Origin of the sequence: Gordonia alkanivorans (assembly GCF_004011905.1) — a bacterium.
Classification (GTDB): domain Bacteria; phylum Actinomycetota; class Actinomycetes; order Mycobacteriales; family Mycobacteriaceae; genus Gordonia; species Gordonia alkanivorans.
Genome location: NZ_CP027114.1, coordinates 132449 through 156518 on the forward strand (window position 1 = coordinate 132449; position 24070 = coordinate 156518).

At 68.5% G+C, this 24070-nt stretch carries 24 protein-coding genes; 11 read left to right on the forward strand and 13 right to left on the reverse strand.

Features of this window, described 5'->3' with window-relative positions; genetic code table 11:
• Positions 1-13: 13 nt before the first annotated feature.
• From ispF to C5O27_RS00570, 3 genes are read right to left on the reverse strand one after another with little or no spacing between them, the layout of a single operon-like run.
• Complete coding sequence (ispF, locus tag C5O27_RS00560; RefSeq protein WP_035751791.1) at positions 14-478, reverse strand: 2-C-methyl-D-erythritol 2,4-cyclodiphosphate synthase; 465 nt, start codon at positions 476-478, stop codon at positions 14-16.
• Complete coding sequence (ispD, locus tag C5O27_RS00565; RefSeq protein WP_006358498.1) at positions 475-1191, reverse strand: 2-C-methyl-D-erythritol 4-phosphate cytidylyltransferase; 717 nt, start codon at positions 1189-1191, stop codon at positions 475-477. Before ispD ends, ispF begins: the two co-directional genes overlap by 4 nt.
• Positions 1192-1220: 29 nt before the next feature.
• On the reverse strand, positions 1221-1709 hold the full coding sequence (locus C5O27_RS00570) for a CarD family transcriptional regulator (RefSeq protein ID WP_006358497.1): 489 nt from the start codon (positions 1707-1709) through the stop codon (positions 1221-1223).
• Positions 1710-2032: 323 nt separating this feature from the next.
• On the opposite strand from C5O27_RS00570, the gene C5O27_RS00575 reads away from it, so the two are divergent.
• Complete coding sequence (locus C5O27_RS00575) at positions 2033-2743, forward strand: copper chaperone PCu(A)C domain-containing protein (RefSeq protein WP_006358496.1); 711 nt, start codon at positions 2033-2035, stop codon at positions 2741-2743.
• 83 nt (positions 2744-2826) lie between these two features.
• Positions 2827-4206 (forward strand): DNA repair protein RadA, encoded by a 1380-nt coding sequence (radA, locus tag C5O27_RS00580; RefSeq protein WP_006358495.1) that lies wholly within the window; start codon positions 2827-2829, stop codon positions 4204-4206.
• 7 nt (positions 4207-4213) lie between these two features.
• Here radA and C5O27_RS00585 read toward each other — a convergent pair whose 3' ends face one another.
• Entirely contained in the window at positions 4214-4744 is a 531-nt protein-coding gene (locus C5O27_RS00585; protein ID WP_127963726.1) for a PaaI family thioesterase, read from the reverse strand.
• A gap of 104 nt (positions 4745-4848) precedes the next feature.
• On the opposite strand from C5O27_RS00585, the gene disA reads away from it, so the two are divergent.
• The gene (gene disA / locus C5O27_RS00590; RefSeq protein ID WP_006865342.1) at positions 4849-5934 is read left to right on the forward strand and encodes a DNA integrity scanning diadenylate cyclase DisA; all 1086 of its coding nucleotides are present in this window, start codon (positions 4849-4851) and stop codon (positions 5932-5934) included.
• Positions 5935-5979: 45 nt separating this feature from the next.
• Here disA and C5O27_RS00595 read toward each other — a convergent pair whose 3' ends face one another.
• Both C5O27_RS00595 and C5O27_RS00600 read right to left on the reverse strand, forming a co-directional pair.
• Positions 5980-6747, reverse strand: a complete 768-nt coding sequence (locus tag C5O27_RS00595) for a hypothetical protein (protein WP_006358492.1) — start codon at positions 6745-6747, stop codon at positions 5980-5982.
• A gap of 126 nt (positions 6748-6873) precedes the next feature.
• Entirely contained in the window at positions 6874-7524 is a 651-nt protein-coding gene (locus C5O27_RS00600; protein WP_035751798.1) for a carbonic anhydrase, read from the reverse strand.
• Here C5O27_RS00600 and C5O27_RS00605 point away from each other — a divergent pair.
• Positions 7523-8395 (forward strand): HhH-GPD family protein, encoded by an 873-nt coding sequence (locus tag C5O27_RS00605; protein WP_127961628.1) that lies wholly within the window; start codon positions 7523-7525, stop codon positions 8393-8395. The genes C5O27_RS00600 and C5O27_RS00605 overlap by 2 nt on opposite strands.
• Positions 8396-8515: 120 nt before the next feature.
• Positions 8516-9484, forward strand: coding sequence for a hypothetical protein (locus C5O27_RS00610; RefSeq protein ID WP_127961629.1), 969 nt, complete (start codon positions 8516-8518; stop codon positions 9482-9484).
• 51 nt (positions 9485-9535) lie between these two features.
• Here C5O27_RS00610 and C5O27_RS00615 read toward each other — a convergent pair whose 3' ends face one another.
• Complete coding sequence (locus tag C5O27_RS00615; RefSeq protein ID WP_127961630.1) at positions 9536-10372, reverse strand: alpha/beta fold hydrolase; 837 nt, start codon at positions 10370-10372, stop codon at positions 9536-9538.
• An 82-nt stretch (positions 10373-10454) separates the two neighbouring features.
• Here C5O27_RS00615 and C5O27_RS00620 point away from each other — a divergent pair, with 82 nt between their 5' ends.
• The 3 genes from C5O27_RS00620 to C5O27_RS00630 all read left to right on the forward strand — a co-directional run bounded on the left by C5O27_RS00620 (position 10455) and on the right by C5O27_RS00630 (position 13084).
• Entirely contained in the window at positions 10455-10763 is a 309-nt protein-coding gene (locus C5O27_RS00620) for an antibiotic biosynthesis monooxygenase family protein (RefSeq protein WP_006358487.1), read from the forward strand.
• A gap of 52 nt (positions 10764-10815) precedes the next feature.
• Positions 10816-11451: an LON peptidase substrate-binding domain-containing protein gene (locus C5O27_RS00625; RefSeq protein ID WP_127961631.1), complete on the forward strand. Its 636-nt coding sequence runs from the start codon at positions 10816-10818 to the stop codon at positions 11449-11451.
• 133 nt (positions 11452-11584) lie between these two features.
• Complete coding sequence (locus C5O27_RS00630; protein WP_006358485.1) at positions 11585-13084, forward strand: aldehyde dehydrogenase; 1500 nt, start codon at positions 11585-11587, stop codon at positions 13082-13084.
• A gap of 108 nt (positions 13085-13192) precedes the next feature.
• On the opposite strand, the gene cydC is transcribed toward C5O27_RS00630, so the two are convergent.
• The 5 genes from cydC to C5O27_RS00655 all read right to left on the reverse strand — a co-directional run bounded on the left by cydC (position 13193) and on the right by C5O27_RS00655 (position 20375).
• A complete protein-coding gene (gene cydC, locus C5O27_RS00635) occupies positions 13193-14905 on the reverse strand; it encodes a thiol reductant ABC exporter subunit CydC (RefSeq protein ID WP_127961632.1) in 1713 nt (570 codons plus the stop codon).
• The gene (gene cydD, locus C5O27_RS00640) at positions 14887-16611 is read right to left on the reverse strand and encodes a thiol reductant ABC exporter subunit CydD (RefSeq protein WP_127961633.1); all 1725 of its coding nucleotides are present in this window, start codon (positions 16609-16611) and stop codon (positions 14887-14889) included. Before cydD ends, cydC begins: the two co-directional genes overlap by 19 nt.
• Positions 16608-17690 (reverse strand): cytochrome d ubiquinol oxidase subunit II, encoded by a 1083-nt coding sequence (gene cydB / locus C5O27_RS00645; protein ID WP_006358482.1) that lies wholly within the window; start codon positions 17688-17690, stop codon positions 16608-16610. The genes cydD and cydB overlap by 4 nt, the downstream gene beginning before the upstream one ends.
• Positions 17691-17717: 27 nt before the next feature.
• Positions 17718-19298: a cytochrome ubiquinol oxidase subunit I gene (locus C5O27_RS00650; protein WP_035751813.1), complete on the reverse strand. Its 1581-nt coding sequence runs from the start codon at positions 19296-19298 to the stop codon at positions 17718-17720.
• Between the two features lie 207 nt (positions 19299-19505).
• Complete coding sequence (locus C5O27_RS00655) at positions 19506-20375, reverse strand: aminodeoxychorismate lyase (RefSeq protein ID WP_035751815.1); 870 nt, start codon at positions 20373-20375, stop codon at positions 19506-19508.
• Positions 20376-20449: 74 nt separating this feature from the next.
• Between C5O27_RS00655 and ygfZ the strand changes: the two genes are divergently transcribed.
• From ygfZ to C5O27_RS00670, 3 genes are all read left to right on the forward strand, one after another.
• Positions 20450-21628, forward strand: coding sequence for a CAF17-like 4Fe-4S cluster assembly/insertion protein YgfZ (gene ygfZ, locus C5O27_RS00660; RefSeq protein ID WP_127961634.1), 1179 nt, complete (start codon positions 20450-20452; stop codon positions 21626-21628).
• 3 nt (positions 21629-21631) lie between these two features.
• Positions 21632-22309 carry an MOSC domain-containing protein gene (locus C5O27_RS00665; protein ID WP_127961635.1) on the forward strand — a complete coding sequence of 226 codons (678 nt, stop codon included), beginning with the start codon at positions 21632-21634 and terminating at the stop codon, positions 22307-22309.
• Positions 22310-22403: 94 nt separating this feature from the next.
• Positions 22404-22580, forward strand: coding sequence for a DUF3073 domain-containing protein (locus tag C5O27_RS00670; RefSeq protein ID WP_005194294.1), 177 nt, complete (start codon positions 22404-22406; stop codon positions 22578-22580).
• Between the two features lie 328 nt (positions 22581-22908).
• Here the strand turns inward: C5O27_RS00670 and purM are convergent, their stop codons facing one another.
• Complete coding sequence (gene purM / locus C5O27_RS00675) at positions 22909-24021, reverse strand: phosphoribosylformylglycinamidine cyclo-ligase (RefSeq protein ID WP_127961636.1); 1113 nt, start codon at positions 24019-24021, stop codon at positions 22909-22911.
• Positions 24022-24070: the final 49 nt, after the last annotated feature.

A 24070-nucleotide genomic window follows, 5' to 3' on the forward strand; every position in this document is an offset into this window, starting at 1 on the left:
CGTCGAGCCGCGGTCACGCGTCGTCGAGCAGGGCGGTGGCGACCGCCGCGATCCCCTCGCCGCGTCCGGTCATGCCCAGACCGTCGGTGGTCGTCGCCGACACCGACACCGGTCCGCCGACCGCCGCGGACAGCACTTCCTGAGCTTCGGCACGACGGGGTCCGATCTTGGGACGATTGCCGATGACCTGCACGGCGGCGTTGACGACGCGGAGTCCCTCGTCAGCGATCAGCTCGGCCACATGGGTGAGCATCGCGATGCCGGAGACGCCCTCCCACTCGGGTCGACCGGTGCCGAACACCGACCCGACGTCGCCGAGTCCGGCGGCCGAGAGCACCGCGTCGCACAGGGCGTGCGCACCGACGTCGCCGTCGGAGTGACCCTCACAGCCGGGCTCGTCGGGAAAGTGCAGGCCGACCATCCAGCAGTCGGCGGATGCGTCGATACGGTGCGCATCGGTGCCGATCCCGACCCTCATGACCGGGCCTCGGCGTCGGCCGCGGTCTCACGGACGACGTCTCGGATGATGCGGAGGTCCCACGGGGTGGTGATCTTCATGGCGAGAGGGTCTCCCGGGACGATGTGGACGGGGATTCCGCAGCGTTCGGCGAGGCCGGCGTCGTCGGTCGCCAGACCGGAATCGTCGGCATGCGCTCGCAGCAGGGCCTCGCGGGTGAAGCCCTGTGGGGTCTGCACCGCGCGGAGTTCTTCGCGGTCGACGGTGCGGGTCACGAGTTCGTGTCCGCTCGCATCCGGTGCGACCTGCTTGAGAGTGTCGACAACCGGCACCCCGGGCACCACGGCCGGATGCCCGGCCGCGACGGCGTCGACCACTCTCGTGAAGACATGAGCGGGCGTCAGGGGACGTGCCGCGTCGTGCACGAGAAGGATCCGGGCATCGCCGGCCGCGGCTATTCCCGCACGCACCGAATCGGACCGGTGAGCACCGCCGGGAACGACGGCGACCCCGGGGAGCAGCTCTCGAGCATGCTCCACGAGGTCGGCCGGCACCACGACGACGATCGACGCCCCGAGCGATTCGGGGATGTTGTCGACGCAGCGCTCGATGATCGTTGCGCCACCGAGGTCGACGAACGCCTTCGGTACCGGCTCGCCGAGTCGGGTTCCCGACCCGGCGGCCGGGATGATGACGCAGACTGCCGCGCCGGAATCCTCCGGCGTAGTGGTCAATGTTCTACCTGATCAGGTACGAACCGATGTCAGGAAGCCGCCGCGAGGACCTCGTCCAGGATGATGGTGGCCTTCTCGTCATCGGTGTTCTGCGCGAGCGACAGTTCGTCCACGAGGACTCGGCGGGCACGGGTCAGCATGCGCTTCTCACCGGCCGAGAGTCCACGGTCCTGCTCGCGGCGCCAGAGGTCGCGCACGATCTCGGCGACCTTGATGATGTCGCCGGAGATGAGCTTCTCCTGGTTCGCCTTGAATCGCCGCGCCCAGTTGGTCGGCTCTTCGGTGTGCGGGGCCCGCAGCACCTGGAAAACCTGGTCGAGACCCTCTTGCCCGACCACGTCGCGGACGCCCACGTATTCCAACTTCGTCGAGGGAATCTGAACGGTCATGTCACCGTCGGCAACCTTGAGAACAAGGTATTCGATCTGCTCACCCTTGATGGTCCGGGTAACGATGTCTTCGACCCGAGCAGCACCGTGATGGGGGTAAACGACGGTGTCGCCAACTTTGAAATTCAATGTTCCTTGCCCCTTTCGAGTGAACCCAGTCTAGCACGGGCGTTCCGAGGGCCCCACCCAACGGTGCAGGTCAACGCGGTGAACCGGTTCCAGTGCAGGCTCTTCCGAGGTGGCAGGGGGTGCCGTAGCAGCGTGTTCGACGTCACGCAACACCTCTCCGGCGAGCCCCGTGGAGACCCCCCTCCCGAGCCCCGGAACATGCCCTCGCGGACACGAATCGGGCACCCGGGCGGACTTTTCCGGACGACGCCCACTACGCTGCGTAGTGCAGGGTTTCGCGCGCTGCAATTCGACTTCGTTTGACCTGGGAGGATCGGGTGTCAGTGCTTCCACTATCCGCACGGCGGTCGGCGGTTCGGCCGTCTCGTCTGGCCACCGCTGCAGCCACGATCGGCATCGCCGTTGCCCTGGGCACCACCGGTTGCGGTGCGGGACAGATCTCGCAGACCGCCAACCAGCTGCCCGCGGTGAACGGTGCGAACGTCAACATCGACACGCTGCAGCTGCGGGACGTGCAGATCCTCTACCCGGAGAAGGACGCACCGACCGTCTTCGGCAACGGCGGACCGTTCGAGCTCGCGTTCGTCGTCGCGAACTCCGACCAGACCGCGTACTACCGCCTTAAGGAGATCAAGCCCGAGAAGGGTTCGGTCGAGTTCGTCGAGGGCAGCGACTCCGCGGCTCGCGTCATCGCGCCGGGGCAGGCCCTCAGCAGCGGCACGCCCGTCGGCTCCGTCCGGGACAGCGAGAAGAAGGTCACCGCCGAGCTCACCAACGCGGGCGACACCGTCGCCGCCGGCCTGACCACCGACCTGACCTTCGTCTTCGAGAAGCGCGAGGGCAACGGCTCGTGGGTCCCCGCCGGTGAGACCACCGTGCAGACCCCGGTAGACGCCGGCGCGGAACTCGAGCGCCAGGACGTCGCGCGCAACGCGGAGCCGACGTTCTACAACCAGCATCACGGAGCGGTCGGCCCCGGGGACTCCGAGGGCGGCACACCCGAGACCGGACACGAAGAGGGCGGCGGGCACTGACCCCTCCCCTGAAGACGCACGACGAGGCCCGGCATCCGCCGGGCCTCGTCTGTTCTGTCGGTCCGCCCGCTTAGGCTGACCGGGTGGCAAAACCCAAATCCTCGTATCGCTGCACCGGCTGCGGTCATCAGGTCGCCAAGTGGGTCGGACGCTGCCCCGAATGCAGCGAGTGGGGATCGATCGACGAGGTCGCCGGCGCACCCACGTCCTCCCGGACGACCGCCGCGGTGGCGCCGTCGAGCCCGGCCCTGCGCATCACCGAGGTCGACGCCCAGTCCACCGCGGCGGTGCCCACCGGCATCGGGGAACTCGACCGCGTCCTCGGGCGCGGCGTCGTCCCGGGGTCGGTCATCCTGCTCGCCGGAGAACCCGGCGTCGGCAAGTCGACGCTGCTGCTGGAGACCGTCAAACACTGGGCGGCCCAGGATCGCGTCGCGCTCTACATCACCGGCGAGGAATCGGCCGGTCAGGTCCGTATGCGCGCCGAGCGCACCGGCGCGGTGCACGCCAACGTCTACCTCGCCGCCGAAACCGATCTCGCGACCATCCTCGGCCACGTCGACACCGTGCGGCCGTCGCTGATGATCATCGACTCGGTGCAGACCGTCGTCGCGTCCGGCGCCGACGGCGTGACCGGTGGCGTGACGCAGATCCGCGCCGTCACCACCGCACTGGTCTCGCTGGCCAAGAACCGGGGCATCGCGGTGATCCTGGTCGGCCACGTGACCAAGGAGGGCGCGGTCGCGGGTCCTCGTTCACTCGAGCACCTCGTCGACGTCGTACTCGCCTTCGAGGGCGACAAGCACTCGACGCTGCGGATGGTCCGCGGCGTGAAGAACCGTTTCGGCGCCGCCGACGAGGTCGGCTGTTTCGAACAGCGCGACGACGGCATCCACCAGGTTCCCGATCCGTCGGGAATCTTCCTGCACCAACGGGATTCGGACGTCAGTGGCAGCGTCACGATGGTGACGATGGACGGCAAGCGGGCGCTCGTCGGCGAGGTACAGGCGCTCGCCAACGGGACCGAGATGTCCAACCCCCGTCGTGCGGTGTCGGGCCTCGACTTCAACCGGGTGGCGATGGTCCTCGCCGTGCTGCAGGCGCGCGCCGGCCGCAAGGAACTGGGCAAGTCGGAGGTCTACCTGTCGACGGTCGGCGGCATGCGCGTGACCGAACCCGCCGCCGACCTCGCCATCGCGCTCTCGGTCTATTCGACCCTGACCCAACGCCCCGTCCCCCAGTCGACCGTCGTCATCGGCGAAGTCGGACTCGGCGGCGAGATCCGTCGGGTGTCGGCGGTGGCGCGACGCCTGGCGGAGGCCAAGCGGCTCGGCTTCCGCGAGGCCATCATCCCCGCGGCCACCGACGAGGAACTCCCGAAGGGCATCCGCATCCTCCGGGTCGCCAACCTCGGCGACGCCGTCCACCTACGCGACTCCGACCCGGTGGACGCGCCGTTCTGAGCCGGCCTCAGAGCTGAGGCTTACCGCCCAGGTACTCCGCCGCCTTGGCGCTGTTCTCGACGTGATCGGCGAAGTGCGCCCGGACGTCGATCTGGACGAACAGGCCGTTCGCCCGCGCCACCGGCCGCTCCGGATCACCGAGGTGCGCAACACCTTCGACGTAGATCTTGCGTCGCTGCTTGCCCAGGATCTCGGCATGCAGGTGCAGGGTCTTGCCCACCGGGATGGGCTGCAGGAAGTCGACCTGGAGGTGCACGGTCACCGCCGCCGGACCGATCAGCCGCGGCGTCATACCCATGACGTCGTCGAACGCACTGGAGAGGATGCCGCCGTGGATCACGCCGGGCCCGCCCTCCATCCACTGCTGGACGGGCATCTTCGCGTCGACGCTGAAGCCCTCGCCCGCGTACATCTCGAGGTGTAGGCCGTGTGGGGACTCTGGGCCACAACCGAAGCACGTCATGTTGTGCGGACGCATGAGTTCGCCCGGTTCGGACGTCTTCGGGTGACGCTCGAGCACGTCGAGTTCGTCGGGCACCACAAAACTGCTGCTCTTCACATCCCGGTACCCTAGTCACCGTTGTGACGACCTGCTTCGACGGGCGTCGTCCGCCCGGGGTGTCCCGGTGCCGAAGGGGAGACATGGTTGCCGAAGTGGTGAAGTCCGAGCTCACGCGTGAGACGTTGGCGCGCGTCGCGCCGGGCACCCCGCTGCGCGACGGCCTGGAGCGGATCCTGCGCGGCGGTACCGGCGCCCTGATCGTGCTCGGTCACGACTCCGACGTGGAGAAGATCTGCGACGGTGGCTTCCACCTCGACGTCGAGTTCGCCCCCACGCGGCTGCGCGAGCTCGCCAAGATGGACGGCGCGGTGGTCTTGTCGACCGACGGCAAGCGCATCGTGCGAGCCAACGTCCAGCTCGTGCCGGACCCGTCGATCCCCACCGAGGAATCGGGCACTCGGCATCGCAACGCCGAGCGCACCGCGATCCAGACCGGCCACCCGGTCATCTCGGTCAGCGCTTCGATGTCGATCGTCAGCGTCTACGTCGACGGTGCTCGTCGTGTCGTGGAGAGCCCTGACCCCATCCTGTCGCGCGCGAACGTCGCCCTGGCGACCCTGGAGCGCTACAAGGCACGCCTCGACGAGGTCATCGCCGCGCTCTCGCGCGCCGAGATCGAGGACTACGTGCTGCTGCGCGACGCCATGTCGACCGCACAGCGCATGGAGATGGTGCGCCGGGTGTCGGTGGAGATCGAGGAGTACGTCCTCGAACTGGGCACCAACGGCCGGCAGGTGAGCCTGCAGCTCGAGGAGCTCATCAGCGACAACGACACCATGCGCGAACTCCTCGTCCGCGACTACTACGCCAGTCCCGAACCCGCGACCGCCGAGGACGTGCGGCAGGCGCTCGAGGTGATCGAGGGACTCAGCGATGCCGATCTCCTCGACCTCACGCAGCTCGCGGGCGCCTTCGGCTACCCGACGACGATCGATGCCCAGGACAACGCCATGAGTCCGCGCGGCTACCGGCTGCTCGCTCGCATCTCCCGTCTGCAGTTCGCGCACGTGGACCGGCTCGTCCGCAGCTTCGGCACCCTGCAGGCGCTGCTCGCCAGCACCTCGGCCGACCTCCAGGCCGTCGAGGGCATCGGCAGCATCTGGGCGCGGCACATCCGCGAAGGCCTTTCCCGGCTCGCGGAGACAAGCATCGAGCGATACGACTAGAGCCCCGACGAATCGGGGCTCCAGACGATCAGGGTTTTCTGACGATCAGGGTTCTTGCGCCGGGGCGACCACGTTGAAGGTGATCGGGAACGACTCGCGCTCCCCGATCTTGCCGATCGCCGAGTAGGAACCGGCGGGCACCTGCGTCCGCGGACGCTCACAGCCGGGGCTGCTGGTGGTACCCGACCAGGTGATCGTGTCCTTGACCTGCTGTGCGGGCTTGAGGACGACGTTGTTCACGGTTTCGATCGGCGAACAGTCACGCGCCGACCACAGGGTGCGCGACCCGTCGAGCGTCCGCACGATCACGTTCTGAGCGGCCTTGCCCACATCGCGTGTGCAGTCGGACAGACCGGCGTTCGTGGTGACGATCGTGAAGACCGGCTGCTGGCCGATCGTGTACGTCGGCTTGTCGGTGTAGAGGACCACCGAGATCGCCTGGTCCGGGCAGAGGTTGGGGCCGGCGGGGCCACCGGGGACTCCTGCGGGGCTCGCCGATTCCGGAGGTGAGGACGCCGACGCGGACGCACCACCCGGGGCTCCGGCACCGGCAGCATTGCCGCCCGGAGCGCCACCGGCGCCGGCGTCTCCGGCGGCGGGCGGTTCGGACGACGGCGGCGCCGACTCCGAGGACGGAGCCGCACTGCTGGGAACGGATGAGGTGGCCGCGGTGTTCTGCGGCGCGTCACCACCCGACGTCATCCACACGATGAGAGCCACGACCAACCCCACGACGACCAGTGCAGCACCCCCGGCGACAACGCGTCGTCGCCAGTAGATCTCGGGGGGCAGCGGGCCCTGGGGTTCGATCACGACCACAACGCTAACGGCCGGATCTTGACTTCCGGTTGATCACGTGCGGCGTGTCGCGGCCGAAAAACAGTCCCCAACAGGCAAAGTCTAGAGTTCGCCTTCAGGTTCCGGGTCGTCCGGAGCGATTCAGGCGGTCTCCGCCACCACGTGGGCCTGCGGCTGCTCGCCGATGTCGCCGTACACGCCCTGCAGGCTCACCCGGCCCTCGCTCAGCTTGTAGGTCAGGCCGACGATCGCGAGTCTCCCGGTGCTGATGCGGTCGGCGATGATCCGGCTGCGCTGCATGAGCAGGCGCCCGGTCTCGACGACGTGGCGGGCCTCGAACTCGTCGACCCGGGTGAGGCCCTCGCTGCGTCCGGCGAGAATGCTCGGGGTGACTCGTTCGACGACGTCGCGGATGTAGCCACCGGGGATCTGCAGATCGTCGAGGGCGTCGAGGGTGGCCTTCACCGCGCCGCAGCTGTCATGGCCGAGAAGCACGATCAGCGGCACGTCGAGGACCTCGACCGCGTACTCGAGCGAACCCATGACCGCGGAGTCGATGACGTGGCCGGCCGTGCGGACCACGAACATGTCGCCGAGACCCTGATCGAAGATGATCTCGGCTGCCAGACGGGAATCGGCGCAGCCGAAGAGGACCACATGCGGGTGCTGCCCGTCGGCGAGTCGCGCCCGATCCTCGATACCCTGGCTCGGATGTTGAGATTCTCCGGCCACAAATCGGTCGTTTCCGTTGCGCAGGACGCGCCAGGCTTCGCGGGGTGTCTTTCCGATCATGACCAATAGTGTGCCACCGGAGCGATTGATCGGTTGGTTCGGCACCCATGAGCGTGACCTGCCGTGGCGGGACCCGGCATGTACCGGATGGCAGATCCTCGTCAGCGAGATCATGCTGCAACAGACCCCGGTCTCCCGGGTGCTGGAGCCGTGGCGGGTGTGGGTCGAGCGCTGGCCGGTGCCGTCGGCGATGGCGGTCGAGCCTGCCGGTGAGGTCCTGCGCGCCTGGGGCAAGCTCGGGTACCCCCGGCGCGCCCTGCGCCTCCACGAGTGTTCGAAGGTCCTCGCACGTGATCACGGCGACCGAGTGCCCGACGACGTCGAGACGATGCTCACGCTACCCGGCATCGGCGACTACACCGCGCGGGCGGTCGCGTGCTTCGCCTACGGCCAGGCGGTACCCGTCGTCGACACCAACGTCCGCCGCGTCATCGCGCGCGCGGTGCACGGTCGCGAGCACCCCGGGAACCCGTCACGCCGCGACCTCGACGACGCCGAGGCGCTGCTCCCCCGGTCCGGCGCGCCGCGGTTCTCGGCGGCCCTGATGGAACTGGGCGCACTTGTGTGCACAGCACGAAACCCCAAGTGCGACAACTGCCCTCTCGTGGACTGTGCCTGGGTCCGCCGCGGTCGTCCAGCGCACACCGGCCCACCGCGGAAGGCCCAGAAGTTCGCCGGCACCGACCGCCAGGTCCGCGGCCTGCTGCTCGACGTCCTGCGCGGCACCACCGGTTCGGTGGATCGGACGAAGCTCGACGTGGTGTGGACGAGCGACACCGCCCAGCGCGACCGTGCCCTCGACTCCCTGCTCGTCGACGGGCTCGTGGAGATCACCACCGACGGGCGCTACTGCCTTGCGGGCGAGGGCTGAAGCCGTCCGACCGACGGGCGACACCGCAGGTCATAATTCGTGCCAAGGTCGATGACCAGTCATTTGATCGTTCGGACATAGTCTCCCGCCGGACCCGGATCGTTGCTAATGTCCCGATCCATGAGTCAGCCGCCGTATCCTCCTGTCCCGCCGTCGGACCCGAACCAGCCGGGTGGACAACCCGGGCAGCAGCCGCCCCAGTACGGGCAGCAGCCGCCGCCCCCGCCCCAGTACGGCCAACAGCCCGGGTTCGGGCAGCAGCCACCGCAGTACGGCCAGCAGCCCGAGTACGGTCAGCCGCAATACGGCCAGGCACCGCCTCCGCCGCCCCCGGGTGCACCGCAGTACGGCGATGTCGGCGCATATCCCGGTGGTCCGGGCGCCCCCGGCACAAAGGTCGATGTGGGCGAGGCGTTCTCCTGGGCCTTCAACAAGTTCAAGAACAACGTCGGCGCCATGATCCTCCCGGGTCTCGTGGTGTTGCTGCTCGGCGCTGCGCTCATCGCCGTCGGATTCTCGGCGGTCGCACTCTTCGGCACCACCGAACGGGTCGACTACGGCAATGGCTACTACTACGAGGAGACGTCGCTGGGCTTCGGCGGCTCGGTCCTCTTCGGCCTGGTGTACCTCGTGTTCATCCTGGGGCTGCTCTACATCCAGGCGAGCATCATCTCGGGCGCGGTCCGCGTCGCCAACGGCGAACCGGTGACGGCGAAGTCGTTCCTGACCCCGATCCGCTTCGGACCGGTCGTCGGCACCGCGATCCTGGTCGGCATCATCACCGGAATCGGCTACGCCCTGTGCATCATCCCCGGCATCATCGCGATGTTCTTCCTGATGTTCTCGGTGGTCGCCACCATCGACAAGAGCCTCTCGCCGATCAACGCGATGAAGAACTCCTTCGAGCTGACGAAGTCGAAGGTCGGTGACTCGATCATCACCCTGCTGGTCACCTACGCCATCAACCTGGTCGGTGTACTGGTCTGCTATGTCGGGCTGATCGTCGCCGCCCCGGTCGCCCAGTTGTTCCTGGTGCACTGCTGGCGTCGACTCAACGGCGCACCGATCGCACCCGCCGATCCCGCCTGATCCACAGTCCACCCATTCGGGGCGCGCACGAGACATCGTGTGCGCCCCGATCTATTCGGGGCAGGTGTCCAGCCCGGACAGAAAAGCCTCCACCGCACCGCGATACACGTGCGGCGCGTCGTCGTGGACGAGGTGCCCGGCCCCCTCGACCCGTAGATACCGCGCGTGTTCGTTGACCTCACACATGCGGCGCATCTGCCCGGGCGGGGTGACCGTGTACTCGGCTTCGATCACCAGCGACGGCACCGCGACCTCTTCCCACTCCGCCCAGAAGTCGCGAACGCCCCACTCGTCGGCGATCGCGCCCCACAACGGAATCCGGCCATGGAGTCGACCGTCGTCGAATGCCTCGTAGAAGTACCGGCCGGCCACCGGACCGAACATCGCGACCGCGTCGTCGACGGAATCGAAACGCTCGGGCCAGGACTCGAACCAGGGCGTCCAGTTGGTGGTGGTCCGACCGCGGAAGTCCGGTGCCATGTCCTCGACCACGAGCGCCGCCACGAGCTCCGGATAGGCGGCGGCGGTGCACCAGGCGTGCAGGGCCCCCATCGAGTGCCCGATGAGTACCGCCGGTCCGCGGTCGATCCAGGTGAGGATCTCGGCGAGGTCGGCGACGAACCGCTCGGTCGCGAGTTCTGTTGCGCTGTCCGGCTCCTCGACATCGGCGCCGGTGTGAAAGGCCGCGTCGTAGGTGAACACCCGGCCGTACCGGCGCAACCACGGCACCTGTCGCCGCCACGTGCGCCCACGCCCCATCAGCCCGTGCAGCAGGACGATCGGCCGCGTCGTCGTGCCGCCGTCGAGCGGACCGCGGGCGTCGTCGACGATCACCGGACCCCCGTGGTCACGGAACCCGATCTCGCCGATCGCGTGGCTGTCGAACATGGCCGAAACTGTAGCCGCAGGACCCGTGCCTCGAGCCCGGCAACACCGTCACGACCGCACTCGCAACGCCTATGGTGGACGCATGGCTGTTGTGAAGATCAATGCAATCACCGTTCCCGAGGGCGCCGGACCCGAACTGGAGAAGCGGTTCGCCAACCGCGCCCACTCGGTCGACGGTTCCAAGGGATTCCTCGGGTTCCAGCTCCTGCGTCCGGTGAAGGGCGACGACCGCTACTTCGTCGTGACGCAGTGGGAGTCCGAAGAGGACTTCCAGGCGTGGGCATCCGGCCCGGCACGCGAAGCGCACGCCGGAGAGCGGGCCAAGCCGGTCGCCTCGGGTGCCGATCTGCTCGAGTTCGAGGTCGTCCTCGACGCGCGCCCCAGGGCCTGACGGAGCAGCCCTGAGTTCGTCGATCCCCGCCGGCGAGCAGTTCGTCTCGCCGATGTTCCCGCTCGGCACCGCCCTGCTGCCGGGTGGCGAGTTGCCGCTGCGTGTCTTCGAACCGCGCTACCGGCAGATGGTCGGCGACCACATCGAGGAGTCCGACGGGCGATCGACCGTGCGTTTCGGCGTCGTGTTGATCGCCCGCGGCTCCGAGGTCGGTGGCGGCGAGGTGCGGTGCGAGGTCGGCACGCTGACACTCGCCGACGTCACCGATCGACTCCCGGACGGTCGGGCGCTGTTGTCCGGCACCGGCACTCATCGCTTCCGGATCGTCGAATGGCTTCCCGACGATCCGTATCCCCTCGCGCGCATCGAGGTGCTCCCCGAACCGGCCCCTTCCGAGGTCGACCTCGAGCGGCTGCACTCGATCGACCAGCGCCTCCGCGTCATCATGCGGCAGACTCTCGAGGCCGCCGGCAAGGACGTCGACACGATCTTCGCCGCACTCGACATCATCGACGCCGATCCCGCGATGGCAGACATCTCGCCCATCTACCGCTGGGCCAACCGACTCCAGGTCGAGCCCCACGATCAGCAACGCCTCCTCGAGGCCGCCGACCCGTCCGGACAGCTCGATGTGCTCGACGACGTCATGGAAGGACTGGAGGCCCGAGCGGCGTTCGGCCGGGGCTGATTCGCGCCGCCCCTGGCGGCGAAGTTAGAACGTGTTCTAGTATTGCGTGTGCCGTAGTTCACACTTGCCCGCGTGCGGAGAGAAACCCGCCGCTGACCGGCAAGAACCCGTCCTCCTGAGGAGCACACGCGTAATGACCGAGACCGTGGAGTCCCACACCGCAACAGTCACCGGCGGCGGGGATCAACCCCAGTTGCTCATCGGCGGCCGATGGGTCGACCCCCATTCCAGTGAGACCCTCGAGGTCTTCTCCCCCGCCACCGGGGAGCGTGTCGGATCCGTGCCGCACGCCGACGCCACCGACGTCGACACCGCGGTCAAGGCCGCACGCGCGGCCTTCGACTCCGGCGTCTGGAGTTCGACGCCCCCGGCTCAGCGCGCCGACATCATCGCCAAGGTCGCCGACCTCATCGACGAGCGCGGCGACGAGATCACCGCGCTGGTCTCGGCCGAGATGGGCGCCCCGCCGAGTGCGATCGCCACCCTGCAGCAGCTGCCCGGCACCGGTGTCCTGCGCGCCTACGCCAACGCCGCCCGCGACTACCAGTGGGAGGAGTACCGGACCGGCCTGTTCGGCACCACCCGCATCACCCGCGAGCCGGTCGGCGTCGTCGGCGCGATCTGCGCCTGGAACGTTCCGCTGTTCATCACCTGCAACAAGATGGGCGCGGCCCTCGCCGCCGGCTGCTCGGTGGTCCTCAAGCCCGCCCCGGAGACCCCGCTCACCGGTAACTACGTGGCCCAGCTGTTCATCGAGGCCGGCGTGCCCGCCGAGGCGATCTCGGTGGTCACCGGCGGCACCGAGACCGGCCAGGCCCTCGTCGCCCATCCCGACGTCGACAAGATCACCTTCACCGGTTCGACCGCCGCGGGCAAGGCCATCGGCGCCGCCTGCGCCGAGACCCTGAAGCGCTGCTCGCTCGAGCTGGGCGGCAAGTCGGCGGCGATCGTCCTCGACGACGTCGACATCGCCGCGAACGCCTTCATGCTGACGTTCCTCGGCCTGTTCAACACCGGCCAGGCCTGCGTCGCGCAGACCCGAATCCTGGTGCCGCGCAGCCGCCAGGACGAGATCGTCGCGGCGATGGTCGAGGCGGCGAAGGCCATGAAGGTCGGCCTGCCGTCGGATCCGGAGGCCCAGCTCGGGCCGCTGATCACCGAAAAGCAGCGCCAGAAGGTCGAGGAGTACATCGAACTCGGCAAGAAGGCCGGTGCCACACCGGTTCTCGAGAGCGAACGTCCCGCCGGTCTCGACTCGGGCCACTTCCTCACCCCGACCATCTTCACCGGCGTCACCAACGACATGGCCATCGCCCAGGAGGAGATCTTCGGCCCCGTCCTGTCGGTCATCGCCTACGACGACGTCGACGAGGCCATCGCCATCGCCAACGACTCCGACTACGGACTCGCCGGCACGGTGTGGACCAACGACGTCGAGCGCGGCATCGAGATCTCCACCAAGATCCGCACGGGCACCTTCGGGATCAACTGGTACGCAATCGATCCCGAGTCCCCCTTCGGCGGCTACAAGAACTCCGGCATCGGCCGCGAGAACGGCCGCGAAGGCCTGGAGTCCTTCCTCGAGCACAAGTCGACGATGCTGCCGATGGGCTACGAGGTCTCCAGCAACTAGACCCTCACCTCTCACAGGGGGAAATACCGGGGCCGGACGCCGGGCGTCCGGCCCCGATTCCGTTGTCCCACTGCTGCCTGAGGCGCGAGGAGCGATGGGGTACCCAGGTCAGTGGGCGGCGACCGGCGCCAGTTCCACCACCCGCGCGTCGCCGACGTCCGCGGGGAGCTGGTGGGTCACGACCACGACGATGCGATCGGGTCCGAAGAGGTCGTCCTCGACGCCGAGGAGGCGTCTAAGCAGGCCGGCGGCATCGTCGGCGGAGAGGTGTTCGGTCGGTTCGTCGAGCAGGACCATCGGTGCCGGGTGGAGTAGTGCACGAGCGAGGAGCAGGCGTCGGCGCTCGCCGCCGCTGACGGCGTCGGCACCGCCGGTCAGGGTGGTGTCCAGACCGTCGGGAAGCCTTGCGGCCCAACCGTCGAGGCCGACGGTCGTCAGGGCCGCGAGGATCTCCTCGTCGGTGGCGTCACCGCGCGCGACGCGTATGTTCTCGCGGACCGATGTCGAGAAGAGATGTGCCTCCTCGGCGAAGTAGCAACCGGCCGAACGGAGTTCGACGGGCCCACGGCTCGACGTGTCGACACAGGTGATGTCCCCGTCGACGGGATCGAGCAGGCCGGCGAGGGTGAGCAGCAGCGTGGACTTGCCGACTCCGCTGGGTCCGACGACCGCCAGCCTCGATCCCGGCCGCAGGTCGAGGTCGAGGCCGTCCTCGGGTCCGAGGACGTTCCGTTCCGCGCGCCCCCATCGCAGTCCGTCGGTCGACACCTCGACCATCCCACGGTGGACCGCCACATCCGCACCGGACGGCCCGGTGCCGTCGGCGGCGTGCGCACCGTCGACGAGAGCCATGACCCGAGCGGCACTCTGGCGACTGCGCTCGATCTGCAATCCAGCCTCGGTCAGCGGCGCGGTCGACTCGAAGGCCGACAGCGGCAGGAGGACCAGCACGCCGAGGATCATCGGGGTGAGCCCCTCGCCGGAGGCGATCCCGGCGAGGGAACCGGTTGTCTGCGATGCCAACTGGATGGCGATCACACATGCCGCGACGAGTGACGCACCCATCGCGAGTGGGGTGGCCGCAGCGGCTGCCGCCTCCAGCCGACGCCCCCGATCGGTGGCCGCGAGATGCCGGCGGTCGGCGTCTGCAGCGGTCTCGAGCAGCTCTCCACGCCGACGCGCGACGACGAGTTCGGAGGCGTGCCACAGTGTGGTCGTCGTCGCCTCGGCGGATTCGGTGGCCGCGCGCGACCCGTCCCGGAGGGTGGAGGCGCCACCGCGCGCCGCGAGCCACGGGGCGACGCCACCGCTGATGACGAGCGCGACGGCGAGCACTGCGGCGGCGGGCAGCGAGACCAGTGCCATCACGACGACCGCGGCCACGGCCGTCGTCACCCCGACGCCGATGGGGATGAGTCCGCGGATGAGCGCGTTGCCGATCTCGTCGATGTCATCGCCCGTGCGGGTCAACAGATCTCCGCGCCGGAGAGTGACCGAGTAGGCGGGCGAACCGGTCGCGAGGGCCGTGTACACCCGTTCGCGGGCGGTCGTCATCGCACGCAGGGCGAGATCATGGGTGGCGAGCCGTTCGAGGTAGCGGAACAGGCCGCGCGAGATGCCGAGTGCCCGAACGGCGGTGATCGCCACCGACAGGTACAGCACCGGCGGCATCTGCCACGCGCGGGTGATCAGCCACGCGGACAGCGCCGCGAGGCCGAGCGCCGACAGCGAACCGCCGACGCCGAGCAGCAGGGCCTTGGCGACCGCGCCACGGCGCAGGCCGAGGAATCCGAGCGCCCGGATCAGTGGGTCGTCGCGCATGGCACACCTCCGTCGAATTCGACGACCTGATCGGCGAATTCACGCGCGATCCCCCGATGGGCCACCACGATGACCGTGTCACCGGCGCGTGCGCGCTCGCGGAGCGCGGTGAGCACCGCACGTTCGGAGTCCTCGTCGAGGTGGGCGGTCGGCTCGTCGAGGAGCAGCAGCGGAGCCGGGGATGCAAGCACTCGTGTCAGCGCGAGTCGCTGGCGCTGGCCGGCGGACAGTCCGACGCCGCCCGCGCCGAGCCGGGTGTCGAGACGGTTCGGCAGCTCGAGCACCACGGAGTCGAATCCACTGGCCGTCGCGGCCCGGTCGGCGGCGTCGCGGTCGAGGGCGCCGAACAGTTCCACGTTCTCGCCGACCGTGCCCGGCACGACGACCGGTTGCTGCGGCAGCCAGGCGATCTGTTCGTACAGGGACTCGGGATCGGCATGGGTGACCGGGATGGACCCGATGAGCACCGACCCGTCGTCCGGTGTCACCAAACCCATGATGGCGGCCAGGGTCGTGGATTTCCCCGACCCGTTCGGGCCGGTCAAGAGCGTGAGCGAGCCGGGCGCGATGGTCGCGCGCAGGGACTCCGGCGCCCAGCCGTCACGACCGTGCACCCCGAGGTCGAGGATGGTGATCGGCGCGCCCGCAACGGTGATGCCCCGGCCACCGCTGACCGGCATCGGCGCCGCGTCCTCGGGAGAGTCGATCAGCTCGAAGACCTCCCCGGCGGCGGTGACGCCGTCGGCGGAGTTGTGGAACTGTGCGCCGACGCGTCGGAGAGGCAGATACGCCTCGGGCGCCAGGATCAACGCGAAAACACCTGCATAGAGCGACATCTCGCCGTACACCAGGCGCAGACCGATGCCCACGGCGACCAGGGCGACGCACAGGGTGGCGAGCAGCTCGAGGACGGCCCCGGACAGGAACGCCACCCGTAGCGAACTCATCGTGGAACGCCGGTGTGCCTCACCGAGTTCGGCCACCTGGGCGGCCGGGGCCTCGGCCCGGTTCAGTGCCCGCAGCGTCGGCAGGCCGGCGATCAGATCCAGCAGCTGCGCGGTCAGCCTGCTCATCGTCGCCAGCTTGCGGCTGGTGCGATCCCGGGTCATGAGCCCGACCAGGACCATGAAGATCGGGATGAGCGGCAACGTGATCAGGATGATCAGCGCCGACGGCCAGTCGGCGAAGGCGATCACCACGGTCACCGTAGGCGTGAGGATCACCGCGGCCACGAGCGCCGGCAGGTATCCGGACAGATACGGCCCGAGCGCGTCGAGTCCCCGCAACAGCACGGTCGCCGCATGCTCACGCAGCGTCAGCAGCGTTCGCGGTGCGGTCCGACGCGGATCGGTGAGCACATCGAGTGCCTCGGACCGCAATTCCGCGATCGCCTGTTCGGCCGCGCGGTGCGCATATCGGTCGTGCCCATAAGCCATCGCGGCACGGGCCGCCATCGCGACCGCGAGGACGACCAGGTGCGCCCACTGCGCGTCGAAGGACCGCTTCTCCGGGAAGACGATCAGCTCCGACAGGATCGAGGCGGCCGTACCCGCGGCCACGATGATCGCGATCACCTGCGCGACGGCGAACGCCGCGGTGACCGCGACGTAGCGCCGGGTCGTCGGTGAATACCGCAGCAGGCGCGGATCGACCGGCGGCCGGGCCGCACCCCGCCGCGTGGCCGCCGACCGTTCCAGCGGCGTCACTCGCCGAAGGCGCGCAGGGATCGCAGCCCCGCCGGCTTGGGCATGATCTCCACGGACAGGCGCTTGCGGAACACCCAATAGGTCCAGGCCTGGTAGGCGATCACGACGGGTGTGACCAGAACGGCGGCCCAGGTCATGACGACGAGGGTGTAGTGACTCGACGAGGTGTTGTCGATGGTGAGGTCATACGCCGGATTGATCGTCGACGGCAGCACGTCGGGGTACAGCGACCCGAACAGGGCCGCCACGGTGCCCACGATGGCGATCGAGGTCGCGGCGAACGCCAGGCCCTCCTTGCGCACCTGGGTGGCACCCACCATCACCAGGGCGGCGACCGCGGCGGTCAGCACCGGAATCCAGGTCCACGCACTGCCGTAGGCGAACTGCGTCCACAACAGGAACGCCCCCGCGACGACCAGCGTCGGGATCGACAGCCGCGATGCGTAGCGCATCGAGTCCTCGCGAAGCGCGCCGTCGGTCTTCAACGACAGGAAGACGGCGCCGTGGGTCAGGAAGGCCAGCAACGTGGTCAGGCCGCCCAACAGCGCATACGGGTTGAACAGGTCGAAGAATCCGCCCGTGTACTGCGCGTCGGCGTCGATCGGCAGACCGCGTACGACATTGGCAAAGGCGATGCCCCACACGATGGCCGGAATCCAGGAGCCGAGTCCGATCCCGACGTCGCACCACATCCGCCATCGCGGGTTGTCGATCTTGCCGCGCCACTCGATGGCGCAGACCCGCGTGATGAGGCCGATCAGGATCAGGAACAGCGCGAAGTAGAAGGCGGAGAACATGGTTGCATACCAGCCGCCGAAGGCGGCGAACAACGCTCCACCCGCGGTGATCAACCACACCTCGTTGCCGTCCCAGACCGGGCCGATCGTGTTGAGCAGCACCCGCCGACGGGTATCGGGGTCGGCGGCCGGCTCATCGGACGCCACCCGTGCATCGCCGCCGGTGTGGCTGCGGCCGAGGAAGGGCATCAGCATCCCGACGCCGTAGTCGAACCCCTCGAGGACGAAGTAGCCGACGAACAGCACCGCGATGATCAGGAACCAGACTTCCGGAAGTCCCACTGGTCTCTCCTATGGTTGGGTCGGCCGTCAGTACGCGAACGAGAGCTGTTTGGGCTCACCGCTGTCCGCGTCGGGGTCGGAATGTCCCGGCGGTCTGGAGTCATAGGTCGCCGGCCCCTCGATGACATATCGCCGCTGGAGCATGAACCACACGACACCCAGCGCGCCGTAGAGCAGGGTGAAGCCGATCAGCGTCACCCACACCGTCGCCGCCGAGTGGTTCGAAACCCCGTTCTGGACGAGCATGTTGATCCGCATCGGGTCGAGGTCGTTCTCCCAGTTGGGCGCAACGACCCACGGCTGACGTCCCATCTCGGTGAAGATCCAGCCAGAGCTGTTGGCCAGGAACGGTGTCGGGATCATCCACAGCGCGAGAGTGCCGAACTTGCGGGATTCGACGACTCGCTTGCGACGCGTGAGCCAGAGTCCCCCGAGCGCCACCACGACCGACCCGAGAGCCCAGGTGATCATCGCCCGGAAACTCCAGTAGGTGACGAACAGGTTCGGGGCGAAGTTCTGCCCTGCGGGCACACCTGGTTGTCCCGCGAGCGCCTCGGTGTACTGCTGCTGCAGTTCCTCGACGCCCTGCAGGGTGCTGTCGAAACTGTGGTCGGCCAGGAACGAGAGCATCTTCGGGATCTCGATGACGTGCTCGATGTTGTCGCAGTTGTTCTGCCGCCCGATGGCCAGCACGGAGAATCCGGCGCCGGTCTGGGTCTCGCACAGAGATTCCGCCGCAGCCATTTTCATCGGTTGCTGGTTGAACATGATCTGCGACTGGATGTCGCCGGTGATGAACAACCCCACACCGGAGGCGATCACGATCCAGAGAGCCAACCGGGTGACCGGCCGCCAGAAGCGTCGGGCGTCGAGCTCGAGATCCTCGGGGGTGGCGTCGATGTGGCTCGGCGAGGTCGTCTTGGGCATTTCCGAGGTGTCACCGGTGTCGATGGCCACACGGAGTTTCTTGGCGCGCCACATGTTCCGGGCCATCCACCAACAACCGATGGCGGCGACGAAGGTGCCTGCGGTGAGGAAGGCACCGGCGATCACGTGCGGGAACGCCGCCAGTGTCGTGCTGTTCGTGATCACCGCCCAGAAGTCGTTCATCCTCGGCCGGTCTCGCGTGTCGTCCCACACCACGCCCACCGGGTGTTGCATCCACGAGTTCGCCGCGATGATGAAGTACGCCGAGGCGATGACGCCTATCGAGGCGAGCCAGATGCACGCCAGGTGCACCCTGCGCGGCAGCCGATCCCAGCCGAAGATCCAGAGTCCGATGAAGGTGGACTCGAGGAAGAACGCAACGAGCCCTTCCATCGCGAGCGGGGCGCCGAACACGTCCGCGACGAATCGGCTGTACTCGCTCCAGTTCATGCCGAACTGGAACTCCTGGACGATGCCGGTCGCGACACCCAACGCGAAGTTGATCAGGAAGAGTTTGCCGAAGAACTTCGTCGCGCGCAGCCACTGCTCGTTGCCGGTGACGTGCCACACCGTCTGCATCACCGCGATCATCGGTGCGAGACCGATGGTCAGCGGCACCAGGATGAAGTGATAGACGGTCGTGATACCGAATTGCCATCTGGAGACGTCCAGAGCGTCCATGTATGCCTCGAATCAGTTCACCGGCTGAGCCGGCGGGTGCCGACGTCGCCTACTACTTTTAGTAGTAGGCGCTAGGCGCGACGTTACGCCTGGTCACCGACCCTGTTCAAGCGCCAAAAGTCCCATCACTGCACTGTCGCTGGTGCATTCGCTCTCACCCGCGAACAGGTGTGACGCGGGCCCGGGATCATGTGTGAGTGACCGGGATCAATTGTCTTCCGCGGCGATGGCTCGGTCCACCAAATCGGAAAACCGGTCGGCGTCGGCCGGCACCGGCATCACGTACCGGTTGAGATGGGTGACCCGGGCCGCGAGCGTCACGCTGCTGACGAGCCAGACCGAGTCGGCCGCCACGAGATCCTCCGGGCGCAGGATCTCGACCTTGGTCTTCCAGCCCTCCGCATCGGCGAGATCGAAGACGGCCTGGGCAGTCGTCGAGGCGAGGATGCCGATCTCCGTCGGCGGGGTGACCAGCGAGTCCCCGTACACCGCGACCACCGTCGATCGCGGACCCTCGAGCACCGCCCCCTCGCTGCTGACGAAGATGACGTCGTCGTAGCCCTCGGATGCGGCGTGCCGGAGCGCGGCCATGTTGGTCGCATAGCTCAGCGTCTTCGCCCCGAGCAGCTGCCATGGCGCCCTGGCGGCCAGGTCGATGGAGAAGCCGCGATCGAGGGTGACCACCGAGACACCGTCGGCGCGCGCCGAGGCGACGCGTTCGGGCACCCGCTCCACGGTCAGGTAGGCCGTCGGGGCGTACCCGTGTTCGCGCCCACGGGTGTAGACCAGACGCAGCAACGCCTCGTCCGACGTCCCGTGCTCGGCAGTCCACAGCTTGACCGCGTTCTCGACCGCCGCGCGCCACTCGTCGGGGTCCGGTGCCGGCAGCTCCATCGCGGTCGCGCTACGGGCGAGGCGCTCGAGGTGCAGGCGCACCCCACGCGCCCGGCCGGCACGGACGAGCAGGGTCTCGAAGACGCCGTCGCCGCGCACCGCCGCGAGGTCGTCGGCGTGCAGGAACGGTGCATCGGCATCGTGTTGGGTGCCGTCGAGGGTGAGCAGGATCGAATCCGACATGGATAAGAGGCTCCCACGACCGGCCGGCCCCGGCTCAACACCCCTGGTGCGCGAGCGACCCGTAGAATCGACCCGTGAGCCGTTCACCCATCCTGACCAGGCATTCCGAGGGCGGGGCGGTCCCCGGCCCCGGCGAGTTCCACTCATCGGAGACCCCGTGGCACTTCGGTGATCCACTCGGGGAACAGAGAGCCGCCGCCACCGGGGTCATCGTCGTCGACCGCTCCGACCGCGCCGTCGTCGAGATCCCCGGCGAGGAACGCCTGAGCTGGCTGCACACCATCTCGAGCCAGCACGTCTCCGCACTCCCCGACCGCCGGAGCGCGGAGAATCTGTCTCTCGACGCCAACGGCCGCGTCGAGGAACACTTCGTCCTGACCGACATCGACGGCGTCACCTGGGTCGACACCGAGGGCGTACGCGGCGAGGCCCTCGCCGGGTTCCTCGCCAAGATGGTGTTCTGGGCCAAGGCGCAGCCGGCCCCGCGAACAGACATGAAGGTACTCACCCTCGTCGGTCCCGGCGCGGTGACCGGACCGGTCGCCGAGCTGCTCGAGATCCCCGCCGACGCGGACGTCTACCAGGCGGGCAACCTGCCGGAGACGCATCACGAGGACGAGCCGCTGGGATTCTGGCGACGGATGCCACCCCTCGGCGAGAACCGCGACCTGCCGGTCGTCGACCTCGTCCTGCCCGAGTTCGTCCTGCTGCGCTGGTGGGACGCACTCGTCGAGGCCGGCGCCCGGATGGCGGGCAGCTGGGCGTACGACGCGCTGCGCGTCGCCGCCCGCCGCCCCCGGCTGGGTGCCGACACCGACGAACGGACGATCCCGCACGAGGTCGACTGGATCGGTGGTCCGGCCGAGCAGGGCGCCGTCCATCTGGACAAGGGCTGCTACCGCGGCCAGGAGACGGTCGCCCGTGTCCACAACCTCGGCAAGTCGCCGCGACGCCTGGTACTTCTGCATCTCGACGGCAGCTCGGATCAGCGTCCGACGACCGGCGACCCCGTCACCGCGGGCGGCCGCACCGTCGGCCGTCTCGGCACCGTCATCGACCACTACGAGTGGGGCCCCATCGCGCTCGCGCTCGTCAAACGCAACGTCGGTGCGGACGTCGAACTGACGATCGGTGCCGAGGAACCGGTGAGCGCACGCATCGATCCGGACTCCATCCGCGAGGACGATCACGTCCAGGCCGGTCGCGCCGCCGTCGAGCGGCTGCGCAGCGGCTCGGCCACCCCGGGCACCTGACACGTGGACACCGGAACCGTGCTGGCCGTCTGCGCGGCCGGCCATGACGTCGTCCTCGACAAGATCGGCCCGTCCGCGATCGACAAGCGCCCTCTGGCCGGCCGCGCCGACGTGCACGAGCTCGGACTGGCCGCCGATCACCAGCGCAACCGCAGGCATCACGGCGGCGTCGATCAGGCGGTGTACGCCTACGCCGAACCCGACGCACGACGCTGGTCCGAGGAACTCGGACGTGAGCTTCCTTACGGCTGGTTCGGCGAGAACCTCCGGATAGACGGGATCGACGTCACCGACGCCTTCGTGGGTGAGCGGTGGCAGGTCGGTGACGACGGACTCCTCCTCGAGACCACCATCCCTCGTGTACCGTGCCGGACCTTCGCGGTGTGGGCGGATGAGCCCAGGTGGGTGAAGAGGTTCATGGACCAGGCCGATTTCGGCGCCTACCTGCGCGTTCTGCAGCCCGGTACGGTGGCCGCGGGCGATTCGGTGAGAGTGATCCACCGTCCCGATCACGGTGTGCGGGTCCGGCAACTGCTCGCCGACGCCGACCCCGAGTCGATCGCCACGCTGCTCGCCGCCGACGATCTGCCGGTCAAGGTCCGACGCGAGGCGCAGCGAATTATGAGCAAGGTGAAGAGATCGGGCGGCGCGGCGAGGCAGGGCGCGGCACACAAGTCCTGAAGGCGCGCTAGACTGGTCAGCACGACAGAATTACTTCAAGAGAACGGGGCCGCCAAATCGTTGGCCGCCCCGTCATTTTGCGAGGGGGTCCCGTATGGGCCGCGGCCGGGCAAAGGCAAAGCAGACGAAGGTTGCTCGTCAGCTGAAGTACTCCACTCCGAACACCGATCTCGAAAGCCTGCAGCGTGAGCTGTCCGGGCAGACCAGCTCGGTAGATCGTCCGGATCCGGTGGATGAGTGGTTGGACGAGGACGAGTGGCGACGCGCCTGAGGCGCACCACTCGTGGGTGCCGGCCTCATCGGCGACACCAGATCTCACCCCGGCACGACCTCTCCGCTCAGCGGACCCGCGGTAACGCGGGTTGATGTTTTCGTAGGTATCAGACGGCCGCAGGTGACTGCGGCCGTCTGATGCGTGCGGAGTCGTTTCTCGACATCCAGCGGTGCTCGCCGCGGCGACAACCGGCGATGAGCATCGCTGCTCTGTGGTGTCCAGCGGTAGGGTGCGATCGACGCGTCTGACAACGAGAAGGCGGCGGGAACCCGAAGGTCCCCGCCGCTTTGGCGTCGGTGCGAGAGGCGCTGTGCGCCCGTGACTCTCAGAAGCGCGGGTGCTCGCCGACCAGGGAGACGCGCGAGCCTGCCTCGGTGCTCTTGGGGTCGGTGGACCGCTTGATCGTGCCGAGCACCCAGTTGTCGACGTGCCGGGCCGTCAGGACCGCCTGTGCGCGGTCGGTGTCCTCGGGTGCGACGACCGCGACCATGCCGACACCCATGTTGAAGGTGCGCTCCATCTCGAGCTGCTCGACGCGTCCGCGCTGCCCGATGAGGGCGAAGATCGGGGCCGGGGTCCAGGTGTTGCGTTCCAGCTCGGCCACGAGGCCCTGAGGGATGACGCGGGCCAGGTTCTCGGCCAGGCCGCCGCCGGTGATGTGCGCGAAGGTCCGCACGTCCGCCTCGGCGATGAGCGCCAGGCAGTCGCGGGCGTAGATGCGGGTCGGCTCGAGCAGTTCCTCGCCGAGCGAGCGGCCGAACTCCTCGACGTGGCCGAAGAGATCCATGTGGCCCCACTCGAGCAGCACCTTGCGGGCGAGCGAGTAGCCGTTGGAGTGCAGGCCCGACGATCCCATGGCGATGACGACGTCACCGGCACGGACACGGTCGGGGGTGAGGACCTTGTCGGCCTCCACGACACCGACGGCGGTGGCCGACAGGTCGTAGTGGTTGTCCTGCATGAGTCCGGGGTGTTCGGCGGTCTCGCCGCCGAGCAGCGCACATCCGGCCTCGACGCAGCCGTCGGCGATGCCGGCGACGATCTGCGCGACGGTCTCGGGGACGACCTTCCCCACGGCGATGTAGTCCTGGAGAAAGAGCGGCTCGGCGCCGCAGACGACGAGGTCGTCGACGCACATGGCGACGAGGTCGCGCCCGACGGTGTCGTGCTTGTCGATGGCCTGCGCGACCGCGAGCTTGGTACCGACGCCGTCGCTGGCCGCAGCGAGGACCGGCTCGCGGTAATTGCCCTTCAGTGCGAAGAGACCCGAGAAACCGCCGAGGCCACCGAGGACCTCGGGACGCGAGGCACGTTTCGCGTGCGGGGTGATCAGCTCTACGGCTCGTTCACCGGCGTCGATGTCGACCCCGGCCGCCGCGTACGAAGCCGGCGGCGTAACGCCCGTCGTCTCGTCGGCCGCCGCATCCCGCTCCGTCATCTCCGCAAGCACCCCTTGTCAAAAGTTGTTCTCGGCGTGTTCGCCGACG